Origin of the sequence: Sphingobacterium deserti (genome assembly GCF_000757725.1) — a bacterium.
GTDB classification, from domain to species: Bacteria; Bacteroidota; Bacteroidia; order Sphingobacteriales; family Sphingobacteriaceae; genus Sphingobacterium; species Sphingobacterium deserti.
In genome coordinates this window covers 1-24802 of record NZ_JJMU01000005.1, presented here as the reverse complement: position 1 = coordinate 24802, position 24802 = coordinate 1, and the positions used below count along the sequence as shown (strand labels likewise).

22 protein-coding genes are annotated in these 24802 nt (G+C 41.9%); 10 read left to right on the top strand and 12 right to left on the bottom strand.

The genetic code is table 11. The features are described from left to right. Positions 1 to 22: 22 nt before the first annotated feature. The 3 genes from bioB (at position 23) to DI53_RS01920 (ending at position 3785) form a co-directional block, all read left to right on the top strand. Positions 23 to 1000, top strand: coding sequence for a biotin synthase BioB (gene bioB / locus DI53_RS01930; protein WP_037494762.1), 978 nt, complete (start codon positions 23 to 25; stop codon positions 998 to 1000). Then, positions 994 to 2283 carry an adenosylmethionine--8-amino-7-oxononanoate transaminase gene (bioA, locus tag DI53_RS01925; RefSeq protein WP_037494760.1) on the top strand — a complete coding sequence of 430 codons (1290 nt, stop codon included), beginning with the start codon at positions 994 to 996 and terminating at the stop codon, positions 2281 to 2283. The genes bioB and bioA overlap by 7 nt, the downstream gene beginning before the upstream one ends. A 734-nt stretch (positions 2284 to 3017) precedes the next feature. Continuing rightward, entirely contained in the window at positions 3018 to 3785 is a 768-nt protein-coding gene (locus DI53_RS01920) for a DUF3050 domain-containing protein (protein ID WP_037494758.1), read from the top strand. Positions 3786 to 3881: 96 nt separating this feature from the next. Here the strand turns inward: DI53_RS01920 and DI53_RS01915 are convergent, their stop codons facing one another. The 7 genes from DI53_RS01915 to DI53_RS01885 form a co-directional block, all read right to left on the bottom strand. Further along, positions 3882 to 4457, bottom strand: a complete 576-nt coding sequence (locus DI53_RS01915) for an OmpH/Skp family outer membrane protein (RefSeq protein ID WP_037494799.1) — start codon at positions 4455 to 4457, stop codon at positions 3882 to 3884. A 105-nt stretch (positions 4458 to 4562) separates the two neighbouring features. Continuing rightward, a complete protein-coding gene (locus DI53_RS01910) occupies positions 4563 to 5096 on the bottom strand; it encodes an OmpH/Skp family outer membrane protein (protein WP_037494756.1) in 534 nt (177 codons plus the stop codon). 434 nt (positions 5097 to 5530) lie between these two features. Next, positions 5531 to 8107, bottom strand: coding sequence for an outer membrane protein assembly factor BamA (gene bamA, locus DI53_RS01905; RefSeq protein WP_037494755.1), 2577 nt, complete (start codon positions 8105 to 8107; stop codon positions 5531 to 5533). Positions 8108 to 8228: 121 nt separating this feature from the next. Then, positions 8229 to 8966 (bottom strand): isoprenyl transferase, encoded by a 738-nt coding sequence (locus tag DI53_RS01900; protein ID WP_037494753.1) that lies wholly within the window; start codon positions 8964 to 8966, stop codon positions 8229 to 8231. 132 nt (positions 8967 to 9098) lie between these two features. Then, on the bottom strand, positions 9099 to 9500 hold the full coding sequence (locus DI53_RS01895; protein ID WP_037494751.1) for a hypothetical protein: 402 nt from the start codon (positions 9498 to 9500) through the stop codon (positions 9099 to 9101). A 16-nt stretch (positions 9501 to 9516) separates the two neighbouring features. Further along, entirely contained in the window at positions 9517 to 10410 is an 894-nt protein-coding gene (locus DI53_RS01890) for an NAD kinase (protein WP_037494749.1), read from the bottom strand. 52 nt (positions 10411 to 10462) lie between these two features. After that, positions 10463 to 11125 carry a CBS domain-containing protein gene (locus DI53_RS01885; protein ID WP_037494747.1) on the bottom strand — a complete coding sequence of 221 codons (663 nt, stop codon included), beginning with the start codon at positions 11123 to 11125 and terminating at the stop codon, positions 10463 to 10465. 199 nt (positions 11126 to 11324) lie between these two features. Between DI53_RS01885 and glsA the strand changes: the two genes are divergently transcribed. Together glsA and glsB are read left to right on the top strand one after the other, a co-directional pair. Continuing rightward, entirely contained in the window at positions 11325 to 12158 is an 834-nt protein-coding gene (gene glsA / locus DI53_RS01880) for a lyso-glycine lipid O-acyltransferase GlsA (RefSeq protein WP_037494745.1), read from the top strand. A gap of 3 nt (positions 12159 to 12161) precedes the next feature. Next, positions 12162 to 13121 carry a glycine N(alpha)-acyltransferase GlsB gene (glsB, locus tag DI53_RS01875; protein WP_037494743.1) on the top strand — a complete coding sequence of 320 codons (960 nt, stop codon included), beginning with the start codon at positions 12162 to 12164 and terminating at the stop codon, positions 13119 to 13121. A 190-nt stretch (positions 13122 to 13311) separates the two neighbouring features. Here glsB and DI53_RS01870 read toward each other — a convergent pair whose 3' ends face one another. The 4 genes from DI53_RS01870 to ubiE all read right to left on the bottom strand — a co-directional run bounded on the left by DI53_RS01870 (position 13312) and on the right by ubiE (position 16047). Beyond that, positions 13312 to 13761 (bottom strand): GNAT family N-acetyltransferase, encoded by a 450-nt coding sequence (locus tag DI53_RS01870; RefSeq protein ID WP_037494741.1) that lies wholly within the window; start codon positions 13759 to 13761, stop codon positions 13312 to 13314. Between the two features lie 8 nt (positions 13762 to 13769). Continuing rightward, positions 13770 to 14219: a GatB/YqeY domain-containing protein gene (locus DI53_RS01865; RefSeq protein WP_037494739.1), complete on the bottom strand. Its 450-nt coding sequence runs from the start codon at positions 14217 to 14219 to the stop codon at positions 13770 to 13772. 229 nt (positions 14220 to 14448) lie between these two features. Next, positions 14449 to 15213 carry an SDR family NAD(P)-dependent oxidoreductase gene (locus tag DI53_RS01860; protein ID WP_037494737.1) on the bottom strand — a complete coding sequence of 255 codons (765 nt, stop codon included), beginning with the start codon at positions 15211 to 15213 and terminating at the stop codon, positions 14449 to 14451. 93 nt (positions 15214 to 15306) lie between these two features. Beyond that, positions 15307 to 16047 carry a bifunctional demethylmenaquinone methyltransferase/2-methoxy-6-polyprenyl-1,4-benzoquinol methylase UbiE gene (ubiE, locus tag DI53_RS01855; protein WP_037494735.1) on the bottom strand — a complete coding sequence of 247 codons (741 nt, stop codon included), beginning with the start codon at positions 16045 to 16047 and terminating at the stop codon, positions 15307 to 15309. A gap of 414 nt (positions 16048 to 16461) precedes the next feature. Between ubiE and dnaB the strand changes: the two genes are divergently transcribed. From dnaB to murA, 4 genes are all read left to right on the top strand, one after another. Then, entirely contained in the window at positions 16462 to 18057 is a 1596-nt protein-coding gene (gene dnaB, locus DI53_RS01850) for a replicative DNA helicase (RefSeq protein ID WP_037494733.1), read from the top strand. Between the two features lie 141 nt (positions 18058 to 18198). Further along, positions 18199 to 20472, top strand: coding sequence for an ATP-dependent helicase (locus DI53_RS01845; protein ID WP_037494731.1), 2274 nt, complete (start codon positions 18199 to 18201; stop codon positions 20470 to 20472). A gap of 69 nt (positions 20473 to 20541) precedes the next feature. Then, complete coding sequence (locus DI53_RS01840) at positions 20542 to 21282, top strand: DUF4290 domain-containing protein (protein ID WP_081939367.1); 741 nt, start codon at positions 20542 to 20544, stop codon at positions 21280 to 21282. A gap of 101 nt (positions 21283 to 21383) precedes the next feature. Beyond that, positions 21384 to 22706 (top strand): UDP-N-acetylglucosamine 1-carboxyvinyltransferase, encoded by a 1323-nt coding sequence (gene murA, locus DI53_RS01835; RefSeq protein ID WP_037494729.1) that lies wholly within the window; start codon positions 21384 to 21386, stop codon positions 22704 to 22706. Positions 22707 to 22785: 79 nt separating this feature from the next. Here murA and DI53_RS01830 read toward each other — a convergent pair whose 3' ends face one another. Next, positions 22786 to 23766 (bottom strand): 2-hydroxyacid dehydrogenase, encoded by a 981-nt coding sequence (locus DI53_RS01830; protein WP_037494727.1) that lies wholly within the window; start codon positions 23764 to 23766, stop codon positions 22786 to 22788. Between the two features lie 199 nt (positions 23767 to 23965). Here DI53_RS01830 and DI53_RS01825 point away from each other — a divergent pair. Next, a partial coding sequence (locus DI53_RS01825) for an ammonium transporter (RefSeq protein WP_037494726.1) occupies positions 23966 to 24802 on the top strand: 837 nt, incomplete at its 3' end.

Below are 24802 nucleotides of genomic sequence, written 5' to 3'. Positions count from 1 at the left end.
TATTAAAAGATATTGACTACAGATGAATCATACCCAAGAAGATATACGCCATAACTGGACAAAAGAAGAATTATTGGCGATCTATAATAAGCCGCTTTTGTCGTTGGTATTTGAGGCTGCCGGTGTGCACCGTCGCTGGCACAATCCTGAAGAGGTGCAGCTATCTACCTTGCTTTCAGTTAAGACTGGCGGTTGTCCAGAGGATTGTTCGTATTGCGGACAGGCCGCCCGCTATCATACGGACATAGAGGTACAGGCATTATTGCCCACCGAAACGGTCGTGGCACACGCCAAACGTGCTCGGGATGGCGGGTCAACGCGTTTCTGTATGGCCGCTGCTTGGCGCGAGGTAAGAGATAACAGAGATTTTGATCGGATTATTGAGATGGTCAAGCAGGTAAACGGTTTGGGACTGGAGGTGTGTTGTGCATTAGGTATGCTAACCGAATCACAGGCGCAGCGTCTGCAACAGGCCGGTTTATACGCTTATAACCATAACCTAGATACTTCGGAGGAATACTACGATGAAATAATTTCCACGCGGACATTTGATAATCGTATAAAGACAATTGCACATGTTCGCGATGCAGGGATCACGGTTTGTTCCGGAGGGATTATAGGCTTGGGCGAGTCGAGGGCAGATCGTATCGGGATGTTGTGCACATTAGCGTCTATGGAGAAGCACCCGGAGTCCGTACCTATTAATGCTTTGGCTCGCGTGAAAGGTACGCCGCTGGAAAACAATCCGAAAGTCGATATTTGGGATATGGTCCGTATGATTGCTACTGCTCGTATTGCGATGCCAGCGTCAATGGTTCGGCTCAGCGCGGGGCGTTTAGAAATGGATGAGGTAGAGCAGGCGTGGTGTTTTATGGCTGGCGCGAACTCTATTTTCACCGGTGAAAGGGAGAAGCTATTGGTTACGCCTAATCCAGCAATATCTGACGATCTAGATATGTTGTCTAGGCTGGGATTAAAGCCTATGGGAAAAACATGGTAACCAAACAACAAAACTGGATAGCACGTGATCAAGCCGTGAACTGGCATCCCTATACACAAATGAAAACGACCAGAGCAATTCCCATCATTAGGGGTGAGGGCGCCTATCTCTACGATGCCGATGGAAAGCAATATATTGATGCGGTGTCTTCATGGTGGGTTACCTTACATGGACATGCTCATCCCTATATCGCGGAATCTGTGAGTAAACAGCTTTACGAGCTGGAACAAGTCATTTTCGCCGGTTTTACGCATCGGCCGGCTATTGAATTGTCTGAACGGTTGCTCAGCCTCTTGCCGCGCCTGCAAAGTAAAGCCTTCTATTCAGATAACGGATCCACCGCCGTGGAAGTAGCTTTAAAAATGGCGCTGCAATATGCTTACAACAGTGGGCGCCCCAAGAGCAAAATATTAGCCTTCCGAAACGGTTATCATGGTGATACCTTCGGTGCAATGTCTGTTAGTGCGCGTGGAAAATGGACTGCACCATTCCAGGACCTGCTATTTGAAACAATTTTTATCGATGTGCCGAACCGCGAAAATATTGAAGAGCTTAAAAATATTGTTGATCAACATAAAGGCGAGTTAGCCTGTTTTTTGTATGAGCCGCTAGTTCAGGGCGCAGGAGGCATGCTTATGCACGAGGCAATGTATCTTTCCGCGCTGATGGCACACTGTCGAGCTAGCAATGTATTGCTTATCCAGGATGAAGTCTTTGTGGGCTTCGGGCGCACCGGAACGCTATTTGCGGCCAACCAACTACAGGAAGAACCTGACATCATGTGTTTTTCAAAAGGATTAACTGGCGGCACGATGCCATTAGGACTCACGACATGTACACTGGACATTTACGATGCCTTCTACCATGATGAAAAATCACGAGCGTTGTTTCATGGACATTCATTCACCGCAAATCCCCTCGCTTGCACCGCTGCGTTGGCGAGTTTAGATTTGCTGTTATTGGATAGTACGCAACGCAGCATTCAGAAGATCGCTCACATGCATCAACAGTTTGTAGCAAAGCTTAATGGCCATCCGCAAGTGAGGCACGCAAGATCTTGTGGAACTATATTGGCTTTAGAATGGGAGATCGGTCAGGAGACATCATACTTCAGCAATTTACAACACAGTCTCTATATATTCTTTCTTGAACGGGGCATACTCTTGCGGCCCTTAGGGAATACGCTCTATCTTGTCCCGCCATACTGTTTGTCAACGGAAGATTTGGAACATATTTATGATGCAATCATGGAGGCATTATCGGTTTTTCCGTCTATTGAGTAATATACCTGTTTTCAGGGATAGGAGCCGATCTCGATAACTATTATTTTTGCTTCGCCTTTCCCTCTTAACCGTTAGACTAGGTAACGGAGAGGTTATAGTAGTTCGTGCGAAACCCTAAACACTCCCCAAGTTTTTAGGGTTTTTGCTTTAAACAATTGGCAGCTCAATTTTAACTGTCTTTCCTAGCCAAAGGTAGGATTGCAAGTGGGGACTATTTACATGTTGTTGTTTGTACATGAAGCCCATAGACACGTAAGCATTGAAAATAGCAGCTGGATGACGTTGTTTAATGGCCATCTTTAAAGGTTGCTTCGTGAATTTCTGAGCAACACGTATTCTTTCTAATGGGCATAGATACTCGCTAGTTCGAATGATACCGACGATTTCAGCTGTAGACCAGGTCGGAAGCACAAGCCTTATCAAGCGACTCTAGCCCGCGAAGAAATGCTTCATAGCATCGTTCTCAATTTCCTTTCTAGCATGTAGCCAATTTTGCTCAAAGTAGACATATTCCTTCATTGCGTTGTCTTTCGTCTATGCGGTGTAAGAAATCGCAACATCCCAATGTTTGCTAATGTTTTGCAGATCGCCAGATACGCTTTAATTCATCGCCAATATAGCCGATAGGTACATAGCATATTTTTTACCTTCCATGATCTTCTTTAAATCGTCATTTTTCAAATATTTTTTGGAGCATACGGTTTATTTAAGGTTATTCATCAGTATTTTTGGCTATGGAACGAATAGAAGCTGTTAATAAATTTATAGCCGATGAGCGGAATGTGCTTTTGCAGCATCCGCTTTATCGGAAAATTAGCCATATTGGAGATTTACAAAAATTTACGGAAGGACATGTTTACGCCGTGTGGGATTTTATGTCGCTTTTAAAAGCGCTACAGATAAAGCTCACTTGTGTGGAGGTTCCATGGTTTGCCAGTGCGCTACCATCTACGCGCTATCTAATTAACGAGATCGTACTCGCTGAAGAATCTGACGAATACATTGACGGCCGCCGGCTTAGTCATTTTGAAATGTACTTGGACGCTATGGCAGCAATAGGAGCAAAGACGGATGTCATGCTACAGCTGGAAAGAGAGCTTCGATTGCATAAGCCACTGATGAGTGCTATAGCGGATCTGCCTATTGATGAGCGTATCAAAGATTTTTTACGCTTTACCTTTTCTACAATTGAAGGGGGAGAAGCACATCGTATCGCTTCTGCGTTTACTTTCGGACGAGAGGATTTGATTCCCGATATGTTCACATCGCTATTAAAAGGGATTCAAGATGGGGCACCCACAGCGGATTTAAGTAAACTGATCTATTATTTCCAAAGACATATAGAGTTGGATGGTGATGAGCATGGCCCTTTGGCTATGCAGATGATAGCTGAACTTGGTGGTGACGATGAATTAAAGTGGAAGGAGATGCAAGAAACCGCGAAAGAGGCATTGCAAAAGAGAATCGCCCTATGGGATGCTATTGAAGAAGGATTAGCCTAAACCTAAGAAACGAACGACTTTTGCGTATATAAATAGTAAAAAATTAAAAAGAGGCTTTTATGGAGCCTCTTTTTAATTTTTGTTGATAAGAAATTTTTATCTAGCTGGTGGCACTGCTGGTGTAGCAGGTGTTGCGTTCGCTGCGATACCTAACTTAGATCTCACATCTGCTGAGATGTCTTCACCACCTTGGAAATACAATACATTGCCGTTTGAAGTGTCCAATACGTATGCGTAGCCTTTTTCTTTTGCTACCGTATTAATAGCGTTCATTACTTTCGTCTGTATAGGTGTAAGTAATTCCTGCTGTTTTTTACCTAGATCTTCTTGCGCCACGCGCTGCACTTCTTGGATACGTTGCTCCATGCTCTGAAGATCTTGACCAAGCGTTTGCAATTCCGCATCTACTGCAGCCTTGTTTGCCTCGCTACGATTTCTTAGTTTTTCATTAGCATCAGTTTGTTTCTTTTGAAACTCTTCATACATCCCTTGCAGCTCTTTCGTTTTTGTATCATTTAATGTTCTCAACTGTTCGTTTGCTGTTTTGAACTCGGCCGTCATTTGGAATATCTCATCCGCATTCACATGACCAATTTTTTGCTGCGCGCTAACATATTGCGTGCCTAAGGAAATCACCGCCACTAAAGCTACACTTCTAAATAAATTTTTCATTCTTTCCATTTTAATCTGTTGTGCCACATTTCCATGACACGGCATTTGTTTTTTATCTATCGTTAATAATCTATTTGTAATTTTATCCAAGTATAAACAAAAAAATTAATTTGCCAAGCTTGGGTTGGCTTTATAGCCTAATTTTGTGATAATGTCGTTGCTCTTATCCAATGTCGGGTTAGCATATAAAAACGTTACTTCACTGCCTTTGTCCAAAATCAAATCCAGCCCCTGTGCACCTGCAACATCTTGGATAGCTTTCGCAACTTTATCCTGTACAGGTTTAACAAGTCTCATGCGCTCTTTGTAAAGATCGCCTTCAAAGCCAAATTTTTGACGTTGAAACTCTTTCACTTGTTTTTCCTTATTTACAATCTCGTCTTCCCGACGACGGCGCATATCCTCATTTAGCAGCGCTTGATCATTTTGATAAGCCTGATAAAGCCTTTCAATTTCGCCATATTGCTTGTCAACCTCTTGTTGCCAGTTTGTCGATAAATCATCAAGCTGTTTCTGAGCAGACACGTATTCAGGGATATGTTTCAAAATATATTCAGAATCCACATAAGCCACGCGTTGAGCAACAGCTGCGCCAAAAGATAACGCGATGAAGGCAAGGGTAAAAACTATTTTTTTCATGTATGTTTTGTTTTCGTAAGTTAATACTTCTTTTTGCAAATGATTATCATGTTATTGGAGCTGTGATCATCACTAGCGCCCCATGGGTAAACGTGTAATCATTCTTTAATGCTACTTTTCTTCTTTCAAATCTTATGACAATTATGGTTCCAAAAGGTTTAAAAGCTTGAAATAATTTGCTAACAAAACGAAGCTTATCCTCTTCGCAAAAATAACAAAAAAGGAGGAAATATAGGCCGTATTTGAACCTTTAACAAAATTTAACGCGCTTCACTGTCGCCACACTGAAAGTAAATATATGGAAAGATTTCTTCGAAATTTCCACCAGTATATCGCTCAAAAAAAGTATCAGCTGCCTTCAAAAAAAAATCCCACTCCATGTGGAGCGGGATTTTGCTGTTAGTATTGTTGTTTTTTCAACATATGGTTGGCGTTTAGAAACCGCCCATATTTTGTAAAATGCTGAATGTAAAGTTTTGTCTCCATCTATTTGACGGGATCCCTGGAATAGGGTCGAAAGCATGGCCGTAGTCGATGCCTAGCATACCAAAGATAGGTAAGAAGATACGAGCACCAACACCTGCAGAACGACGCAGTTTAAATGGATTTACTTCGCTAAATTTATTCCACGTGTTACCACCTTCCGCGAAAGCCAAGACGAATACAGTAGCCTGTTCGTTCAACATAACAGGGTGACGTAATTCAAGTTGATACTTCGTGTAGATGGGGCTACCGGATTGAATCGCAATGTTTTGGCCCAAATTACCAGTAGATTCAGGTATAATTGTACCGTTGGCATACCCGCGCATAGCGATAATTTCAGATCCCTGAAGGAAGTCAAAGCCCTGCATACCATCTCCCCCTAGTTTAAAACGCTCGAAAGTTGAAGTCGGTGTTCTGTCCGTATAGTTGCCCAAATATCCAAACTGTGCTTGCATTTTCAAGACTAATTTACCAGCAATCTTTGTGTACCACTGACTGTCAAATTTCCATTTATGGTATTCAGTCCACTTGAAACGCTCATTGTCCGGCGCTGTTTCGTAATTAATATTGTTCCAGCTTGAGTATGGTGGCGTTAGCTGCACAGAAAACCGAAAATGCGAACCAGAAGTTGGATAGATAGGCGCATCCACCGAGTTACGACTGATCTCTTGCGTGATATTCATGTTGTAAGCCGTACCGTTATCAAAAAGGAAATAACCTGCATAATTCTGCAATCTATACCGTTGGAAGGATAGCGAGGTATTCACTTGAAAATAATTGTCCGGCCATTGTAAACGTTTACCTAATGTAGCGGTAACACCCGTCATCCAAATACGGTTCAGTTCAGCATCGCTTACCATCTGCCGCCCCGTTAGGTAATTAAAACCACCGAAAGACGAGCTGGATGTATAGGCGTTTAATCCAAAGTAAATTGGTTTTTTCCCACCAAGCCAAGGCTCCGAAAAGGAGAAGTTATACGATTGGTATCTCTTCCCTGATGTCTGTCCACGCACGCTTAATTTTTGGCCATCGCCACGTGGAAGAGGTTTCCAAGCATCTTTCTTAAAGAAGTTGCTTGTCGAAAAGTTATTGAAGGTTAACCCTAATGTTCCGATCACCTGTCCCGCACCGTATCCCCCTGAAAGTTCCACTTGGTCAGACGGCTTTTCTGCCACAGTGTATTCCAAATCGGTAGTTCCTTCTTCATAGTTTAGATTCGTCGGAACAGGGTTGATCTTTTGCTCATCAAACATCCCTAGTTGAGATATCTCGCGCACACTACGCATCAACATTTCCCGAGAGAATTTCTGACCTGGTTTGGTATAAATAGAACGTAAAACAACTTTATCATTCGTTACATCATTCCCTTTGACAATGACATTGTTTATCGTAAACTGTTTACCCTCGCTGAGGACGACTTCTATATCGACTGTATCGTTATAGATTCTTTTGATAATAGGCTGAACGCTGAATGTTAGATAACCATCATTTTGATACAAAGCACTAATATCGTCACTGTTACGGGTTGGTCCCATAAGTTTCGAAGTCAGCTTTTCTTCGCTGTACACATCGCCTTTTTGAATACCTAAAATTAGGTTTAGAACAGAATCCTTATACTTTGAATTACCAGACCATTCGATATTACCCATGTAATAGCGTGGGCCTTCATGTAGATTTACATATATATCAACCTCGTTATTATCATACCGAACGACGCTATCAGATAATATTTGGGCGTCGCGATAACCTTTGTCTTGCATTTTAGCGACAAGATTTTCCTTAGCCTCTTTATACTTGTCATCTTTAAATTTACCAGGGCCAAATATTCTGAACCAACGGCGTGGCTTAACACCTTTCAGATATTTGCGTAATTGTTTATCAGAAAAAGCTTCTGAACCTTCAAAATGAACACGATGGACCTTGATTTTTTTATTTTTTTCAACGTCCACAATCACGATCTCATTATTTGCTTGTGCGGTGTCTTTCTCCGTACGGATTTTTATTTCCGGATACAGATAAGATTTCTCACGCAAAAACTTTTGAATTGTGGCACGTGTTGTTTTGATCAGATTCTCGTTTACTATTTTTCCGGAATTGGTGTTAAGACGTTTGCGCACTTCGTCTGTTTCGCCTTTCTTTAATCCGTTGATATCAATGCGTGTTAGTCTTGGCCTCTCGCGAACGCGGATCTCCAGGAAAATGTTTTCGCCTTCTACACGCTCTGCGTACAATTGCACATCATCGAAGAGGTTTTGTGCCATTAATGTCTTCACGACATTGGCAGTAGCTTCACTCGGAACTTCAATATATTGCCCGACAACTAACTTAGAAATGGTTACCAGCACATCGCCATCTAGATATTCAGTTCCAGAAACACGAATACCTCCAATGACATAGTTCTTTGGGTCCAGGTAGGTTATCTCGTTCGGATCATTCAGATTGACAGGATTGTTTCCACGAATCTGAGCGAATAATTGTTGGCCTCCGATAAGTAAGGTGAGTGTTATTAAGTGTATTAAGCGCTTCATTTATTCAATTTTCTCGGTGCTAAAGTACACCAATCTGTTGTTAATTTTTGTTAAAAGAAAATAATTAATAGCCACGCTATTAATTAGCTAATTGATAGGTTCCGCAAAGGTAAACTAAATATTACAATTGTTCGCTCGTTTTCCCAAACCTTCTCTCTCGATGTTGGTAATGATAGATAGCTTCATAAAGATCATCCCGCGTAAATTCAGGCCACATTTTGTCTAGAAAACAAAACTCGGTATAGGCCATTTGATACAAAAGGTAATTACTAATGCGCTGTTCACCGCTTGTGCGGATCATCAAATCCGGATCAGGCATACCTGCGGTAAATAGATGTTCGCTAATCGTTTTCTCCGAAATATCGTCTACATCCAGTTCGCCGGCTGATACGAGCCGCACAATTGCTTTCGTTGCTTCTACTATTTCTGCCCGTGATCCGTAGCTTAGCGCTAAGGTCAGTACGCAGGCCGTATTGTTTTTCGTCAGTTCAATGGTATCGATCAATTTAGATTGGCAATTCGTAGGTAGATCCTGCATATTGCCTATAACGTTCAACCGAACGCCGTTTTGCATAAAAGTTTTGGTTTCTTTAGCGAGTGTGTTTACCAAAAGCTCCATTAACGCTTTCACCTCCAGCTTAGGCCTGTTCCAATTTTCCGAAGAAAACGCGTACAATGTTAAATACGTGACGCCAATATCCACACAGCCTTCCATTGCTTCCCGCACGGCTGAGACACCATTTTGATGTCCAAAAATGCGAAGCTTGCCTATGCCTTTTGCCCATCGGCCGTTACCGTCCATAATGATGGCTACGTGCCTGGGAAGTTTTTCTTTGCTTATTTTTTCTTTAAAACTCATTTTTCACCTGCTAAAAATAAGATTCCGTTTCATCATTAGCATTCGTTATTGATGAATGCATTTGTTTAATGTTGAATCCTGCTGGCCTATCCTGATCCTTGTACCCGCATTCCCCATTGCTTACGCCCCACATCACTTTCTCTGATGTAAAGGAAACCATTTATTACTACCCTGATCAGCATATTGCTCTACGTTTCGCGGCATACGTTGTCGAATATCGTGATGTGTCAAAACGTTGATGGAGATCTTTTGATAAGTCGTCCTTCGAATGTCTAATTCTGCACGTAATAACCACCGATTCCGATTATCGCTCTCGTATTTTACTCCCTTTTCGCAAGGAATAGCCAATGCAAACTTACGAATTTCAGATTGTTCCTGTAAAAAAAGGTCTTGCAGATTGTCCGGGATTTTCTGTCGCGCTGCCAATCCACATATCCATCTGAAATGGGAGAAGGCTAAAAGAAAATAGACGAGCTGTGCCAAAGCAGTTTTTAACAAGTAGATTGAACTGTATGTATAATCGTATGCAGCCATTACGAAAGGCTTGTTCTTAGTAATTCCTGACGTCAAGCCCCCAAAGAAGCTTTTCTCGTAAAGTACTGAAAAAACTATCGGAAGCCAACCGGATAAGGTGTATCCGAAAAGGTGCCCGCCGAATGTAAAGTTTTGTTCTTGTTTCGAGCGTTTCACTTTTGGAATCACAGCTCAGTATGTATTTATCTGTCCTACTTTCTATTTCTAACGACAATTCGCTGTCGGCAGAAATTATGATAGGTCGTACATTTAAATTATGCGGTGAGATAGGCGTAATCACGAAGTTTCCGCTACCCGGCATAATGATGGGGCCGCCACAGCTTAAAGAATAGGCGGTAGAGCCCGTCGGTGTGGCAATGATTATCCCATCTGCCCAATAGGAGTTGAGGAGTTCGCCATTCAGTGTGGCATTTATGGTGATCATGGATGACGTGTCATGTCGGAAAACGGTGATATCATTCAATGCGAAATTCTCGTCGCCAAAAATGCGGTCATCCCCGCCGTTAACCTCGATCAAGTCGCGAGCCTGCAATGAATAATTTCCCGAAAAAACGGCATCCAGTGCATCGATAATCTCACTTTTGTGAATGGATGCTAAAAAGCCTAACCGTCCAAAATTTATTCCAGCGATCGGAATTCCCGAGTCTCGCACTTGAGAAACGGCGGAAAGCATTGTGCCATCACCGCCTAAACTTAGTAAGAATAGGATATCTTTAGGTAAATCTTGATGGCTATAATAAAGCAAGAAGTTATCCGGACAATCGAATTGGTCTTTCAAAAAGTCGTAAAAATCGGAATATATATAGATCAAAATATCCCTCTCTTTGAGATAGGAAAACAATTGTTCGACATACGGCACGACGGACGAATTGAAAGCCCTTCCGTATATCGCGATGGATCTTCTTTGCATGCGAGGTGTTTTTAACAAAACTTATGCAAAGATGCTAAAAAATAGGGTATTCTTATAAATTTAAATAATTCATCAAAATGTCGTAGCGCTCTTGAATGTCAGAATCTCTACTGCCATCGTTGAAGGTCGATTTGATGATGTAGTCAAATCGCCATAAAGAAGCGACAAGGGAAGAGATATTCTGCTTATCCATCTTGATCGTCATTTCGACCTTCGTCGTATCGGGTATGTCGCGGATGGCAGTGCTAAGTATGCGAACGTTCTCCGATTCAAAGATATGCGCGATATGTGAAAAAGATACATCATGTTTTCCGAGCTCAAGTACGATTACCGTTCCCGGCTCTTTATTACCTAGGGTATCGTTAAGCGCCGTAAGAAGATCTGCAGATGTAAGTACCCCTACGTAATGGTTTTCCTTATCCAAGATCGGAAGAAGCATTAATTTATGGGCGGCCATATATTGGAGTGCATCATAAACATGCTGATATTCATATAGATATAGAAATCGCATAGATGCTGATAAACTTCGTATATGCTGCGTTTCGTCGTGCGCCGCTAGAAGTGCGTCTTCTGTCACTAGCCCGAGAAAATCACCTCCGTTCACAACGGGTAAATGTGAGCTATGAAACTCACTCATCTTGTCAATTGCCAAACCAATACTATCATCTGGTTTGATGTCGACATAATTTTCTGATAAAATTTCGCCTATATACATGATGAGTCCATTTATACTATTAAACAGGAAAAAATCGAAAACGTTTAATTAGCGCCTGTCTGAATATCGGCTAATTTATAAATTATCCGAAAATAGTAGTTCATCTTCGCGCATGTAAATAACTTTTTACATCATTAATGTATATTTTCCTTAATTTTACGACTTCAAAAAACAGATTGCTACAAGTAGTTAAAAGACGATGGTTGAAGAAGAAGAAAACGTGAAGTTTATTCAGGTACGTGAGGTTATCCATAAGAAGAGCCCCAACTTGGCAAAGTGGATTCCTAAACCTTTAATCAGCTATTTGGAGCGTGTGATCCATGAGGATGATATCAACTATATCATGACAAAATTTAAAGATCAGTTTGGACTTGATTTTGTTGATGATTTGATTCAAGAGCTGGGTGTAAATGTCATTTTGGAAGGAACGGAGAATATTCCACCTGAAGATCATGTAATTTTTGCTTCAAACCACCCTTTGGGAGGTCTTGATGGTATTGCTATCATGCATGCTATCGGGCGCTACCGTCGAGATGTTAAGTTCTTAGTCAACGATATTTTGATGAATATCCGGAATTTAGAACCGCTATTTATTCCGGTGAATAAAGTTGGTAACCAAGCGAAAAGCGGAATTATGGCGATTGACCAAGCTTACGCTTCGGAAAACGCATTGCTAATTTTTCCAGCAGGTTTAGTATCCCGAAAAATTCAGGGTAGAATCACAGACTTAGAATGGAAAAAAAGCTTTATTGCGAAGTCAAAAAAATACCAAAGAGATATCATTCCCGTTTATATTGATGGCAGGAATTCCAATTTTTTCTATAATTTAGCTAGACTGAGGCAGAAAGTTGGAATTAAAGCAAATTTGGAAATGCTTTATTTGCCTGATGAAATGTTTTCTCAACGAAATCAACAAGTAATTATTCGCTTTGGAAAGCGTATTCCGTATAGCCATTTCGACCAATCTAAAAACGAACGCGATTGGGCGAATGAAGTGCGAAATATAGTCTATGCAATGGCGGACAAAAAATAACATATGCAAGAAATTATCGCGCCGGTAGATCGAGCGTTAATAAAAGAAGAATTGACGAAAGAAGCCTTCGTACGCTACACAAACAATGGCAATAATGAGGTTTACCTCGTAAATTATCATTCTGCCCCACATATTATGCGAGAAATTGGTCGATTACGTGAGCTTACTTTTCGCGGAGCAGGAGGGGGAACAGGTTTGGCATTAGACATTGATGAGAACGATACTTGTGCGCATAATTACGACCAACTGATCGCTTGGAATCCAGACGAGGAAGAAATTATTGCCGGATACCGGGTTATAAAATGTGCGGATGCTGTAGATGCGGAGGGAAACGTTCATCTTTCAACAGCACACTACTTTTCCTTTTCTGAAGATTTCAAAAAAGACTATCTTCCCTATACACTTGAGCTTGGACGCTCTTGGGTGCAACCCAAATATCAACCAGCTATAGATAACCGGAAAGGATTATTTTCATTAGATAACCTTTGGGACGGCCTTGGCGCGCTTGTGATGATCAATCCTGATATTAAATATCTTTTTGGAAAGGTTACGATGTATCCGCAATACAATGCTGTTGCTCGAGATTTGCTAATGTATTTTATGGAGCATTATTTCTCTGATAAGGATAAACTGGTTGTGCCATATGAAAAGCTCAATATAGGCTATAAAACAGATATTTCGCAATATAACGGGATATTCGAAGGCTTGCCGTATCGCGAAGGATATAAAGTTTTAAACACAAAAGTTAGGGAGCTGGGTGAAAATATCCCTCCCCTAATCAACACGTACATGAATCTTTCGCCAACAATGCGCACCTTTGGAACAGCGCTTAATGATGAATTTGGCGAAGTGGAGGAAACCGGAATTATGATCACGCTAGCAGATATATATGACGCGAAGAAGGAGCGGCATATGGTAACCTTTGAACGCGATAAGAATTTCGGCAATAAGCCACAGAAATAAAATAAGCAACGCTGATTAGTTAGGATTCTAGATCAGCGCTGCTTAAAAAAATAGGTCATTGCGAGGAAGTTTGATGGCCGCTAGAATGACTTAAAAGGTAAGCCTTGTACGTCGCTTGCAAATCCAAGGTTGTCATGCCGTCGTCAGCCTGGCTCGCAATGAGCTCCATACCTCGTTTTTACCCTGGCCTTTATTTTTTGAGAAGCATTTCAATGTGCGGTATATCATCTTCGAGATACATCTCGCTCACACGCTCAAAACCTAATTCTTCATAGAAACGCTGCAGGTACAATTGTCCGCTTATTCTGATATGCTGTCGCGGGGCGATGCTGTCCCAGTAGTCAATAGCTTGATGCATTAAAACTTTTCCCAATCCGAACTTCCTGTAATCTTTATGGACAACTACTCTTCCTATAGATAAATCATCATAAGAAACACCTGCCGGCACAAGACGAGCGTAAGCCACAATCTTTTCATCGCATACGCCGAAAAGATGACTCGATGAATAGTCTTTATTGTCGCATTCCGGATATAAGCAGTTCTGCTCGAGCATAAATACATCGATCCTCAATTGCAGAATCTGGTAAAGCTCTGACGATGTCAGATCCGCAAACGATTTTACAGTCCATACGCAATCCATAATTAGGCTTATGCTAGAAGTCTTTTTACAACTTCGGAGATAGTACGACCATCAGCCTGGCCGGCCAGCTTTTGATTTACTGCACTCATCACCTTGCCCATATCTTTGACAGACGATGCGCCAACTTCTTCAATAACATTTCTAACTGCTGATTCTATTGCCTGCAGATCAAGCTGTTTCGGTAAATATTCTTCAATAACTTGTTGTTCCTCAAATTCTATGGCATATAAATCTTCCCGTTGCTGCTGCTTGAAAATTTCGCCAGACTCTTTCCGCTGTTTAACAAGTTTTTGGAGAACTTTAATCTCTGTGTCTTCCGTAAGTTCTTCGCTATGGCCTTTCTCCGTTTTAGCTAGTAATATGGCTGCCTTAACCGCTCTTAAACCGCGTAGACGTGCATTGTCTTTGGCAATCATTGCTGCCTTGATATCTTGATTGATTCTTTGTTCTAGTGACATTTTGAAAAGTAAAAAGTAAAAAGTAAAAAGTAAAAATTTAAAAGTAAAAAGTAGAAATTTAAAAGTGAAAAGTTAGAAGCGAAAAGCCAAAAATCAAAAGTGAGAAGTCAAAAAATAATAGATACAAAGTAATACGTAAAATTCAAAAGTTGTCGGCTGAAAGTTAGATCTTTTTATCGATCTAGAGCTTAGTACTCTTCGCCAATGATTTCAACTATCTCCTTCTTATTTAACTGTCTCGCTTAACTATTGTTGCTGTTGCCTGCGCTGTAGGCATGACCAAAAGATCATTAATATTTACGTGTGCTGGTCGCGACAGTATAAAGGCTATTATTTCCGCAATATCTGTACCCGAAAGTGGTGTCAACCCTTTATATACGTTTTTAGCAAGTTCTTTATCGCCTTTAAACCTAACCTCGGAAAATTCAGTTTCGACCATGCCAGGATCTATAGATGATACGCGGATACCTTTTTCCAAAAGGTCTATGCGCATAGCTTTGGTTAAGGCATCTACCGCGTGCTTGGTGGCACAATAGACATTTCCATTGGGATACACTTCTTTTCCGGCTATCGAACCAATATTAACTATATGCGCATTCTCGCTACTTCGCATAAGTGGTTCTGCGTATTTCGTTACATAAAGCAGTCCCTTGACGTTTGTATCGATCATTCTGTCCCAGTCGCCCGTGTCTCCTTCTTGGATGGCGTTCAATCCTTGGCTCAATCCGGCGTTATTGATCAAAACATCAATATTATTCCAATCGTCAGGCAAATTCGCAAATGTTTGCTCCACAGATGCACGATCTCTGACATCCAATTCGAAGCAAAAGATTTCGCATGACGGATGTTGTTCAAGCAGACTCTCTTTAAGCTCTTCCAGGCGCTGTAGACGCCGTGCACAGAGTAGTAATCTATAATTGGAATCAGCGGCAAGGACTGTGGCGCAGGCTTGGCCGATTCCGGAGCTAGCTCCTGTTATCAATACTGTTCTCATTTATTGAAAGTTAAGGTAGTAGGAATGGGCCATCGGCCCTTTCATTATCCAGCAAATGTATCTATCGTTTATCTGCAAATTGAAGAGTAAGGCCTATTTCGTGCATTCATATATTGTGCAAAAACCGAAGGTTTGCGGTCGAACTTTCGTATGCTTAAAACCCACTTGCTGTGTGATGGCAGCGAACTTATCGCCGTCCGGGAAATTTGCAACAGATTCTGGGAGATAAGAATAAGCGCTCATGTCTTTGGAAATCAGCTTCCCCATAGCCGGGATGAATCGATGGAAGTAGAAGTGATAAAGCTGTTTGATAGGGAAAGCTTTTGGATTGGATAATTCCAATATAACGGCTCTTCCGCCGGGCCGTAAAACGCGGTAAATATCAGCTAACCCTTGGGGCAAATTTTCAAAGTTACGGACACCAAAGGCTACCGTAACTGCATCGAACATATTGTCTTGAAACTGAAGTTTTTCAGAGTCGCCTAACCGCACTTCAAATCGATCTTTCAATCCTTTCTTGGCAATTTTTTCTTCCGCAACGGCGAGCATCCCGGAGGAAATATCTACACCGATGATTTTGTTCGGTTTCAAAATGCGTAATGATTCGATGGCGAAGTCTCCGGTTCCTGTAGCCACATCTAAAATCAACTGCGGTTGAATGCTGCGGAGAGATCGGATTGCCTTTTTTCGCCATATGGTATCGATTCCCATGGTCATCATCCTGTTGAGCACATCATAGGTTTTTGATATGTTATTAAACATATCCGCCACTTGCTCCTTCTTTCCGCCGCCCTTTGTTTTATAAGGTTTTATAGTCGATGTCTCGTTTGCCATTCAACAAATATACGATATTGAAAAATATCTAAAACATCAATGGGCTAAAAATCGAAAATGCTTATTTATAACTGTTTGGTAGTAAGAGCGTAGGTAGTTATCATGCAGATATTTCCTTTAATGGTTATTTTATTTTAAGCGTTATTAACACGGAGGTGAGTTGTTAACATTATGCTAAGTCGTTGATAGGTAGTGTACTTTTTTAGAAATAAACACGTTTTCAACAGAGAATGTGTAAAAACGCTTCGCGGCAATTGTTCGTCTGAAAGCGCTATAAGCGTGATTGTTTAGGCAACCTAAATGGGGTGTTTACAAATAGATGAAACGTTAGTGTATATTTTTTATATTTTTGTTTCCCCGTTACGAGCACGGTCAGAAGACACATAAATTGCAAACAGAAACACCTTTTTTGGAATGGCGATAGAGAACGAATTTTCGAATAATATGGCAGGCAAAACTAATTTTGCCAAGAAGAGAGCGAGCCTTAATAACTTAATTGGTGGGTTGGGTAAGCTACCTCCACAGGCGTTGGATTTGGAGGAAGCAGTGCTGGGCGCTCTTATGCTCGAAAAGAATGCCCTGAGCGAGATTATCGATATCTTAAAGCCAGATTCCTTTTATAAAGAATCGCACCAGAAAATCTATGAAGCCATTTTCAGTCTTTTTCAACAAACATCACCGATAGACCTGTTGACCGTCACGACAGAGCTTCGTAAAATGGGGGCTCTAGAGATGGTAGGCGGTGCTTATTATATCACACAACTTACGGATAGAGTAGTCTCAGCTGCAAATATTGAATACCATGCCCGTATTATATCCCAAAAATATATACAAAGAGAGCTGATAAAAGTCTCTACTGAAATAATAAATAGCTCCTATGATGAGACTGCCGATATCTTTGATCTACTAGATCATGCAGAAAAATCGTTGTTCGATATAGCACAAAATAATTTACGACGTGATTCGCGTAAAATGGACGATATCATGCGTGAGGCAATTTCAAATTTAGAATTGCTGCGCGACCGTACCGATGGTTTAACGGGGATACCATCAGGGCTGACTGCTCTCGATAGAATGACTTCCGGATGGCAACCTTCGGATTTAGTTATCATCGCTGCGCGTCCCGCCATGGGAAAGACCGCTTTCGTACTGTCTGTGGCGCGTAATGCTGCCGTGGATCACCAGCGTGCTGTTGCGGTATTCTCGCTAGAGATGTCTTCCGTACAGCTGGTAAATCGTCTTATCGCCGGTGAGACTGAAATCGAACAGGAAAAGCTAAAAAAAGGAAACCTAGCTGATCACGAATGGCAGCAATTGCATTCCCGTATTGGTCGATTAACCGAAGCACCACTTATTATCGACGATACGCCGGCATTGAACGTTTTTGAATTTCGTGCCAAATGCCGTCGTTTAAAGGCGCAGCATGATATCCAAATGGTGATCGTCGATTATTTGCAGCTGATGCATGGAAAGTCGGAAGGGAAAGGTGGTGGAAACCGTGAGCAGGAGATTGGTTCGATCTCCCGTGCCTTGAAATCCGTCGCTAAGGAATTGAATATTCCGGTACTGGCTCTTTCACAACTTAGTCGTGCCGTAGAATCCAGACCAGGAAATAGCAAGCGTCCGATGTTATCCGATTTGCGTGAATCGGGTTCTATTGAGCAGGATGCGGATATGGTGCTATTCCTTTATCGACCGGAATACTATGGTTTAACGGAGGATGAGGAAGGGCGCCCAACTGCAGGTGTCGGGGAGGTTATCATTGCAAAGCACCGGAATGGCGAAACGGGGATCGTGCCCCTGAAATTTGTGGGTAAGTACGTGAAGTTCGTCGATCTTGAGGAAGATTTCGGTGGCCCGGCAGGAGATTCCTTCGGTGGGGGGCAGGATAGCTTCAGCTCTGCAATCAATCCTTCAGATGCATTTGGCAATTTAGGCGGTGGCTTCGATGGTGGTGGAATAACAATGCCATCGCGGATGAATGATATGCCTGACGACGCGCCATTTTAAAAATCGTCGCACATACACCACAACATACAGGCAAGCCTATGCAAATAGCTTGCTTTTTTATTTGCCACTGAGGTGTCGATAATTTTTACTAATTTTACCATACTTTTTTGTTGCAACTTTCATAAAATTTAGGAGAGAGATTTGGATTATTTAGCAGGATTAAATCCTTCACAGCGTTCTGCCGTTGAACAGATTAAAGGGCCGGTAATGATTGTAGCTGGCGCAGGATCCGGAAAGACACGGGTTATCACGTACAGGGTAGCGCACTTAATTAGACAGGGGGTAGATCCTTTCAATATCCTCGTGTTAACCTTTACCAATAAAGCGGCAAAGGAAATGCGCGAGCGTATCATGAACGTGGTCGGATCAGAAGCGAAAAACATTTGGATGGGAACCTTTCACTCTGTTTTTTCGCGCATTTTGCGCGTGGAAGCTGAGCTTATAGGCTATCCGAAAAATTTCACGATATATGACACTGATGATACGAAAAGCTTAATCCGTGCTATTATAAAGGAGATGAATCTGGATGACAAGCTATACAATGCCAACCATGTGTATGGCCGTATCTCTTCCGCCAAAAACAATTTGATTTCTCCGCAAGAGTATAATAAAAATGAAGCGATCATGGCAGAGGATATTGCCAATGGCCGTGGGCAACTCGGACAGATTTATATGACCTACGCCCAACGCTGTTATCGCGCGGGGGCTATGGACTTTGACGATCTGCTGTTTAAGACGAATGTTTTATTGAATAAACATCCGGAGGTACTCCATAAATATCAGCATCAATTTAAATATCTGATGGTGGATGAGTATCAGGATACCAACTTCTCGCAATACCTCATCGTAAAGAGATTGGCAGCGGTCAATGAAAATATATGCGTAGTGGGCGATGACGCACAAAGTATCTACGCTTTCCGCGGTGCCAACATTCAAAATATCTTAAATTTTCAAAAAGATTATCCCGAGGTTCAGGTCTTTAAGCTCGAGCAAAACTATCGTTCCACAAAGATGATTGTCAATGCAGCAAATAGCGTCATTGAAAAAAATCAAAACCAATTGGAGAAAAACGTGTTTTCTGAAAATGAAGATGGTGAGAAGATTAAAGTGACACGAGCATTTTCCGATAACGAGGAAGGTAAAACTGTCGCTGAAGCAATCACGCAGGAACGATCGTTGAAGGGGTTAAAATATAAGGATTTCGCTATTCTTTACCGAACCAATGCACAGTCCCGTGCGATGGAGGAAGCCTTGCGAAAGCTAAACGTTCCTTACAAATTGTATGGAGGAACGTCGTTCTATCAGCGGAAGGAAATTAAAGATCTGATTGCTTACTTCCGGTTAACGTTTAATCCGAATGACGAGGAAGCGTTAAAACGCGTTATAAATTACCCGCGTCGTGGAATAGGAGATACTTCGCTAGAGAAAATACTGGTTGCTGCCGATAAGCAACAATACCGCTTGTGGGATGTGGTTGCGAATGCGCAGACATTTTTAGATGGGCGTAGTGCGACGGCAGTAGGAAACTTCGGTTTGATGATCCAAAGTTTTCAAGCTGTAGCGAGAACAGGATCTGCTTTTGATACGGCGATGCATATCGCCCAGCATTCCGGAATACTTAAAGATTTATACGAAGATAAATCAGTCGAAGGCCTCAGCCGTTACGAAAATATCCAAGAGCTACTAAATGGTATTAAGGAGTTTTCAGAGCGAGAAGATATAGAAGAAAAAGGACTAGATATCTTTATGCAGGATATTGCCTTGCTAACCAATGACGATAAGGATAAAGACCCAAATGCCGATACGGTATCGCTGATGACGATTCACTCATCCAAAGGGTTGGAGTTTCCTGTGGTATTTATCGTTGGGCTAGAGGAAAATCTTTTCCCATCACAGCTGTCGCTCAACTCACGTTCAGAATTGGAAGAAGAGCGTCGGCTATTCTATGTGGCTGTTACCCGTGCAGAGAAAAAACTGCATCTGTCTTATGCCACATCCCGCTATCGCTGGGGAACATTGAATAACTGTGAACCTAGTCGTTTTTTGGATGAACTGAATCCCGCTTGCTTAGAGCTTGACTTTCAGCCGCGAAGTGTGTCTACGGGGATGGATGCTGGGTTTCAATCGGAGCGCATTGCCTGGAAACAAAAGGAAACAGACTCCTATTCAAAACCGAAGCCGAAGGTCGTTAAGACTACGTCTATATTGCCAAAAGCGCACGTGCCAAGCGAAGGCTTTGCGCCTTCAGATACGGCTGGCCTTCAAGTTGGCATGCAAGTTGAACACGAACGTTTTGGTTTTGGGAAGGTGGTAAACCTCGAAGGCAATAAACCCGATATAAAAGCTACAATTTTTTTCAAAGAGTTGGGACAGAAACAATTGTTGCTTAAATTTGCAAAACTTAGAATAGTCTAAGGAATATTAGTTTAGAATAAAATAATAACTGCGCTGTTCTTACGTTGAATTAGCGTGAAACTTAACGATATGGATTTCGATTACAATAGCACCCGGCCGAAACTGATTTTGGCTGAATACGGACGGAATGTACAGAATATGGTTGATTATATATGTACACTTCCCACTCACGAAGAACGAAACCGCTACGCGCAGGTCGTGATAGACATGATGGGGGTTTTAAACCCGCATTTGCGCGACGTTTCGGATTTCAAACATAAATTATGGGATCATCTCCATATCATTTCAGATTTCAAAATTGACGTGGAATCGCCTTATCCCGTTCCAGATCGTGATGCTATCCATAAAAAGCCGGAACTGCTCAACTATCCGCAGCATAATATCCGTTTCAAACATTACGGATATACCGTGGAGCGCATGATCGAAAAAGCGCTCGCGATGCCAACGCCAGAGTACCGCGATAAGATGGCTATCTCCGTGGCTAATTTCATGAAAATGGCTTACACCACATGGAACAAAGATTCTGTGCAGGATGAGCATATTATTCAGGATTTGTTTGAACTATCAAAAGGTCAGCTGCGTTTGCCGGCAGATACCGTGTTGACGAAGCTTGACTTTAAAACGCCGCCTCCGGGGAATAGGACAAAAACGGCTACGACGTCAAATAATAATAACAACAATAATCAGAAAAGCGGCGGTTCAGGGCATAGCCATGGACATCGCGATAATAATAGGAAATTTAATGGCGGCGGCGGCGGCGCTGGTGGGAAGAAGAATTTTGTTCCTAGAAAAGGCGGCTTCAAGAGATAAGCCTTTTTGCTAACTACGTGCTAGGAGAGCAATTGTGTGGCGAAGATCGTTGACCAATTGCTCTCTTTTTTAATTATAATAAAATCGTATCCGAAAACTGTATGAATGCATTTGAAATAATTGGAGGAAAAAAATTAAAAGGAGAAATAATCCCTCAAGGCGCTAAAAATGAAGCCTTGCAGATACTGTCTGCTGTATTGCTGACAGAAGAAAAAATGACAATTAGCAATATTCCTGATATAAAGGATGTTAACAAGCTAATTGATTTGCTCGCCGCATTGGGAGTGGCTGTCAACCGTCTAAATAAAGATACCTACGAATTTGAGGCGAAAAATATCAATATTGACTATTTCAAATCAGAAGAGTTTAAACATAAGGGTGGTGGGCTACGTGGATCTATTATGATAGTAGGACCTTTGCTAGCGCGTTTCGGGAAAGCAGCTATTCCGAAACCAGGTGGCGATAAAATTGGACGCCGTCGGTTAGATACCCATTTTTTGGGTTTCGAGAAATTGGGTGCAAAGTTTATATACGATGCGGAAAACAATTTTTTTAATGTAGATGCTACTGCCTTGCAAGGTGCGTACATCTTGCTAGATGAAGCCTCTGTTACCGGTACGGCAAATGTGGTTATGGCAGCCGTTTTGGCCAAAGGAGTTACAACTATTTATAATGCTGCATGTGAACCTTATTTGCAACAACTTTGTAAAATGCTCAATCGGATGGGAGCAAAAATATCTGGGATCGGATCGAACCTCCTGACTATTGAAGGTGTTGAACGTTTAGGCGGTACGCAACATCGTATGTTGCCCGATATGATTGAGATTGGGTCGTTTATTGGCCTTGCCGCAATGACCGGCTCAGAAATTACCATCAAAGATGTTTGCTTTCAAGAATTAGGTATTATTCCTACCATATTTGCGAAATTGGGAATAAAATTTGAGTTACGGGGCGATGATATTCATATCCCTGCGCAGGAATCTTACGAGATAGACACTTTTATTGATGGATCTATCCTCACCGTTTCCGATGCGCCATGGCCAGGCTTTACGCCAGATCTATTAAGCATCGTGTTGGTAACAGCGATTCAAGCAAAAGGCAATGTGTTGATCCATCAAAAAATGTTTGAAAGTCGGTTGTTCTTTGTGGATAAGTTGATTGACATGGGCGCACAGATCATTCTTTGTGATCCACATCGCGCAACAGTCATTGGTTTAAATAAACAAACGAAGCTACGCGGTATTGAAATGACATCGCCCGATATCCGCGCTGGGGTGTCTTTGCTCATCGCAGCCTTATCTGCACAGGGGAAATCGGTCATCTACAACATAGAGCAAATAGAGCGTGGTTATCAGGATATTGAAGAGCGCCTAAAAGCATTAGGAGCCGAGATTCGTCGTGTCGACGGTAACCCAGCTCACTAAATAAGTTTAACAATACAATATTATAAAAAGGGTTGTTCGAGAAATCGAATAACCCTTTTACATAACGCCATACGAAGACCTACTTTTCTTTATAGACATCGGCATTCACCACTTGCGGCATTTTATTACCTTTCAAGACCGCGATCAAGTTGTTAGACGCGAGGATTGCCATTTGTGTACGCGTTTCAATAGTTGCAGATCCAATATGTGGAAATACGCAAACACTTGACATCTTTAAAAGTGGATTGTCCGCTTGCATAGGCTCAGGATCCGTGACATCGAGTCCGGCGCCCCAAATCTCACCCGTCCGTAACGCTTCCGTTAAATCCATTTCGTGATGTATCTTGCCTCGAGCTGTATTGATAAAGATCGCCGAATCTTTCATGCGCTGGAAAGCCTGCGCATTAAAGCGGTGCTGCGTTTCGGGCGTCAGGTTGGTATGGACTGATAGGACGTCACTTTCTTTTAATAAGGTATCGAAATTCACGTAGGTCGCCTCCACAAGTTTCTCTGCTTCGGTATTTCTACTTCTGTTGTGGTAAATGATGTTCATGCCATATGCTGCTTGTGCCTTTCTGGCGAGTGATAACCCTATTCTTCCCAGTCCAAATATACCTAAGGTTTTGCCGTATAATTCGATGCCAAGATCTTTCGTGAATTCAAAATCTGCCCAAGCGCCATTAAGCACTTGATTGGCTCTGAAAAAAGCTTTTCGTGATACCGCGAGCATCAGTAAAAATGCAATGTCAGCTGTCGCGTCGCTCAGTACATCCGGGGTATTACTGACCGGCACACCTGCCTTCGTTGCAGCGTCTAGGTTTACATGATCATACCCAACACTAGTTAGTGCGATGCCTTTAAGATGCGAACACGCGCTAAAGAAGGTTGAATCTAACTTTCCCTGGCCTACGTTCAGCAGTAAATCGACATCTTGGCAGGCTTTTATAAGTTCCTGCTGCGATAATTTATCACTTTCGTCATGCACACTAATTTCAAATCCCGCTTCTTTTAAAGTATCAATGCCCGCTTGTGGAATCTTTTTCGTTATAAATACTTTCATGCCTTTTTTAGAACAATTTAGTGTTTTATTTACGGTTTTCCATGGTTGTATCGAATCTTTTTCATTGCTTTCTTTATCGAAAATTGCTGTGAATTTTGGTTTTCAAACAAATTATTGTGTATTTAGTTTTGAGTTTTTCAAAAAAATAATTGAAATCTTGTAATTTTTGTATATAATTGCATTATAAAATCTGAAATACATGTCTACAGCACAAAAAAAATCATTATTTCCATTTATTATCATGGTCATTTTAGTGGTAGTGGCCTTTTTTAATCCATCATTGCCTGAAAATGTTAATGAGTATGAGTATAACGCCGCAGATGTTGCTTGGATGCTCACCTCGACAGCGCTAGTTTTGATTATGACGCCGGGTTTGGCCTACTTCTACGGTGGTATGGTGAAAAAGAAAAATGTTATTTCAACCATGTTACAAAGTTTTATATGCATGGCCGTTGTGGCAGTATTGTGGATCGCATTTGGTTTTAGCTTGGTATTTGGTGATTCAATTGGTGGAGTGATAGGAAACCCTATGAGTTTTTTCATGTTTAATGGCGTGCTTGATCACGAGCCATGGGGCGGAGCACCTACCATACCCTTTACACTTTTTGCGATGTACCAGTTAAAGTTTGCAATCATAACCCCGGCATTGATCACCGGTGCTTTTGCAGAACGTATCCGCTTTACCTCTTATATACTTTTTATATGTCTCTTTTTCATCTTTATCTATGCGCCTTTAGCGCATGCGACATGGCATCCTGATGGCATTTTATTTAAAATGGGCGTATTGGATTTTGCAGGGGGTACCGTTGTGCACATGTCTGCTGGATTGACTGCGCTCGCTTCCGCTATCTATTTAAAGCAAGGAAATGAATGTAAAGAACATACGCCGGCTAGGATTACCTATGTTTTACTAGGAACTGGATTATTATGGTTTGGATGGTTTGGCTTTAACGCAGGCTCCGCATTTGGGGCTACTGCACTCGCAGCAACGGCAATGGCTACAACAACAGCCGCCTCTGGCGCAGCGGCCGTCATG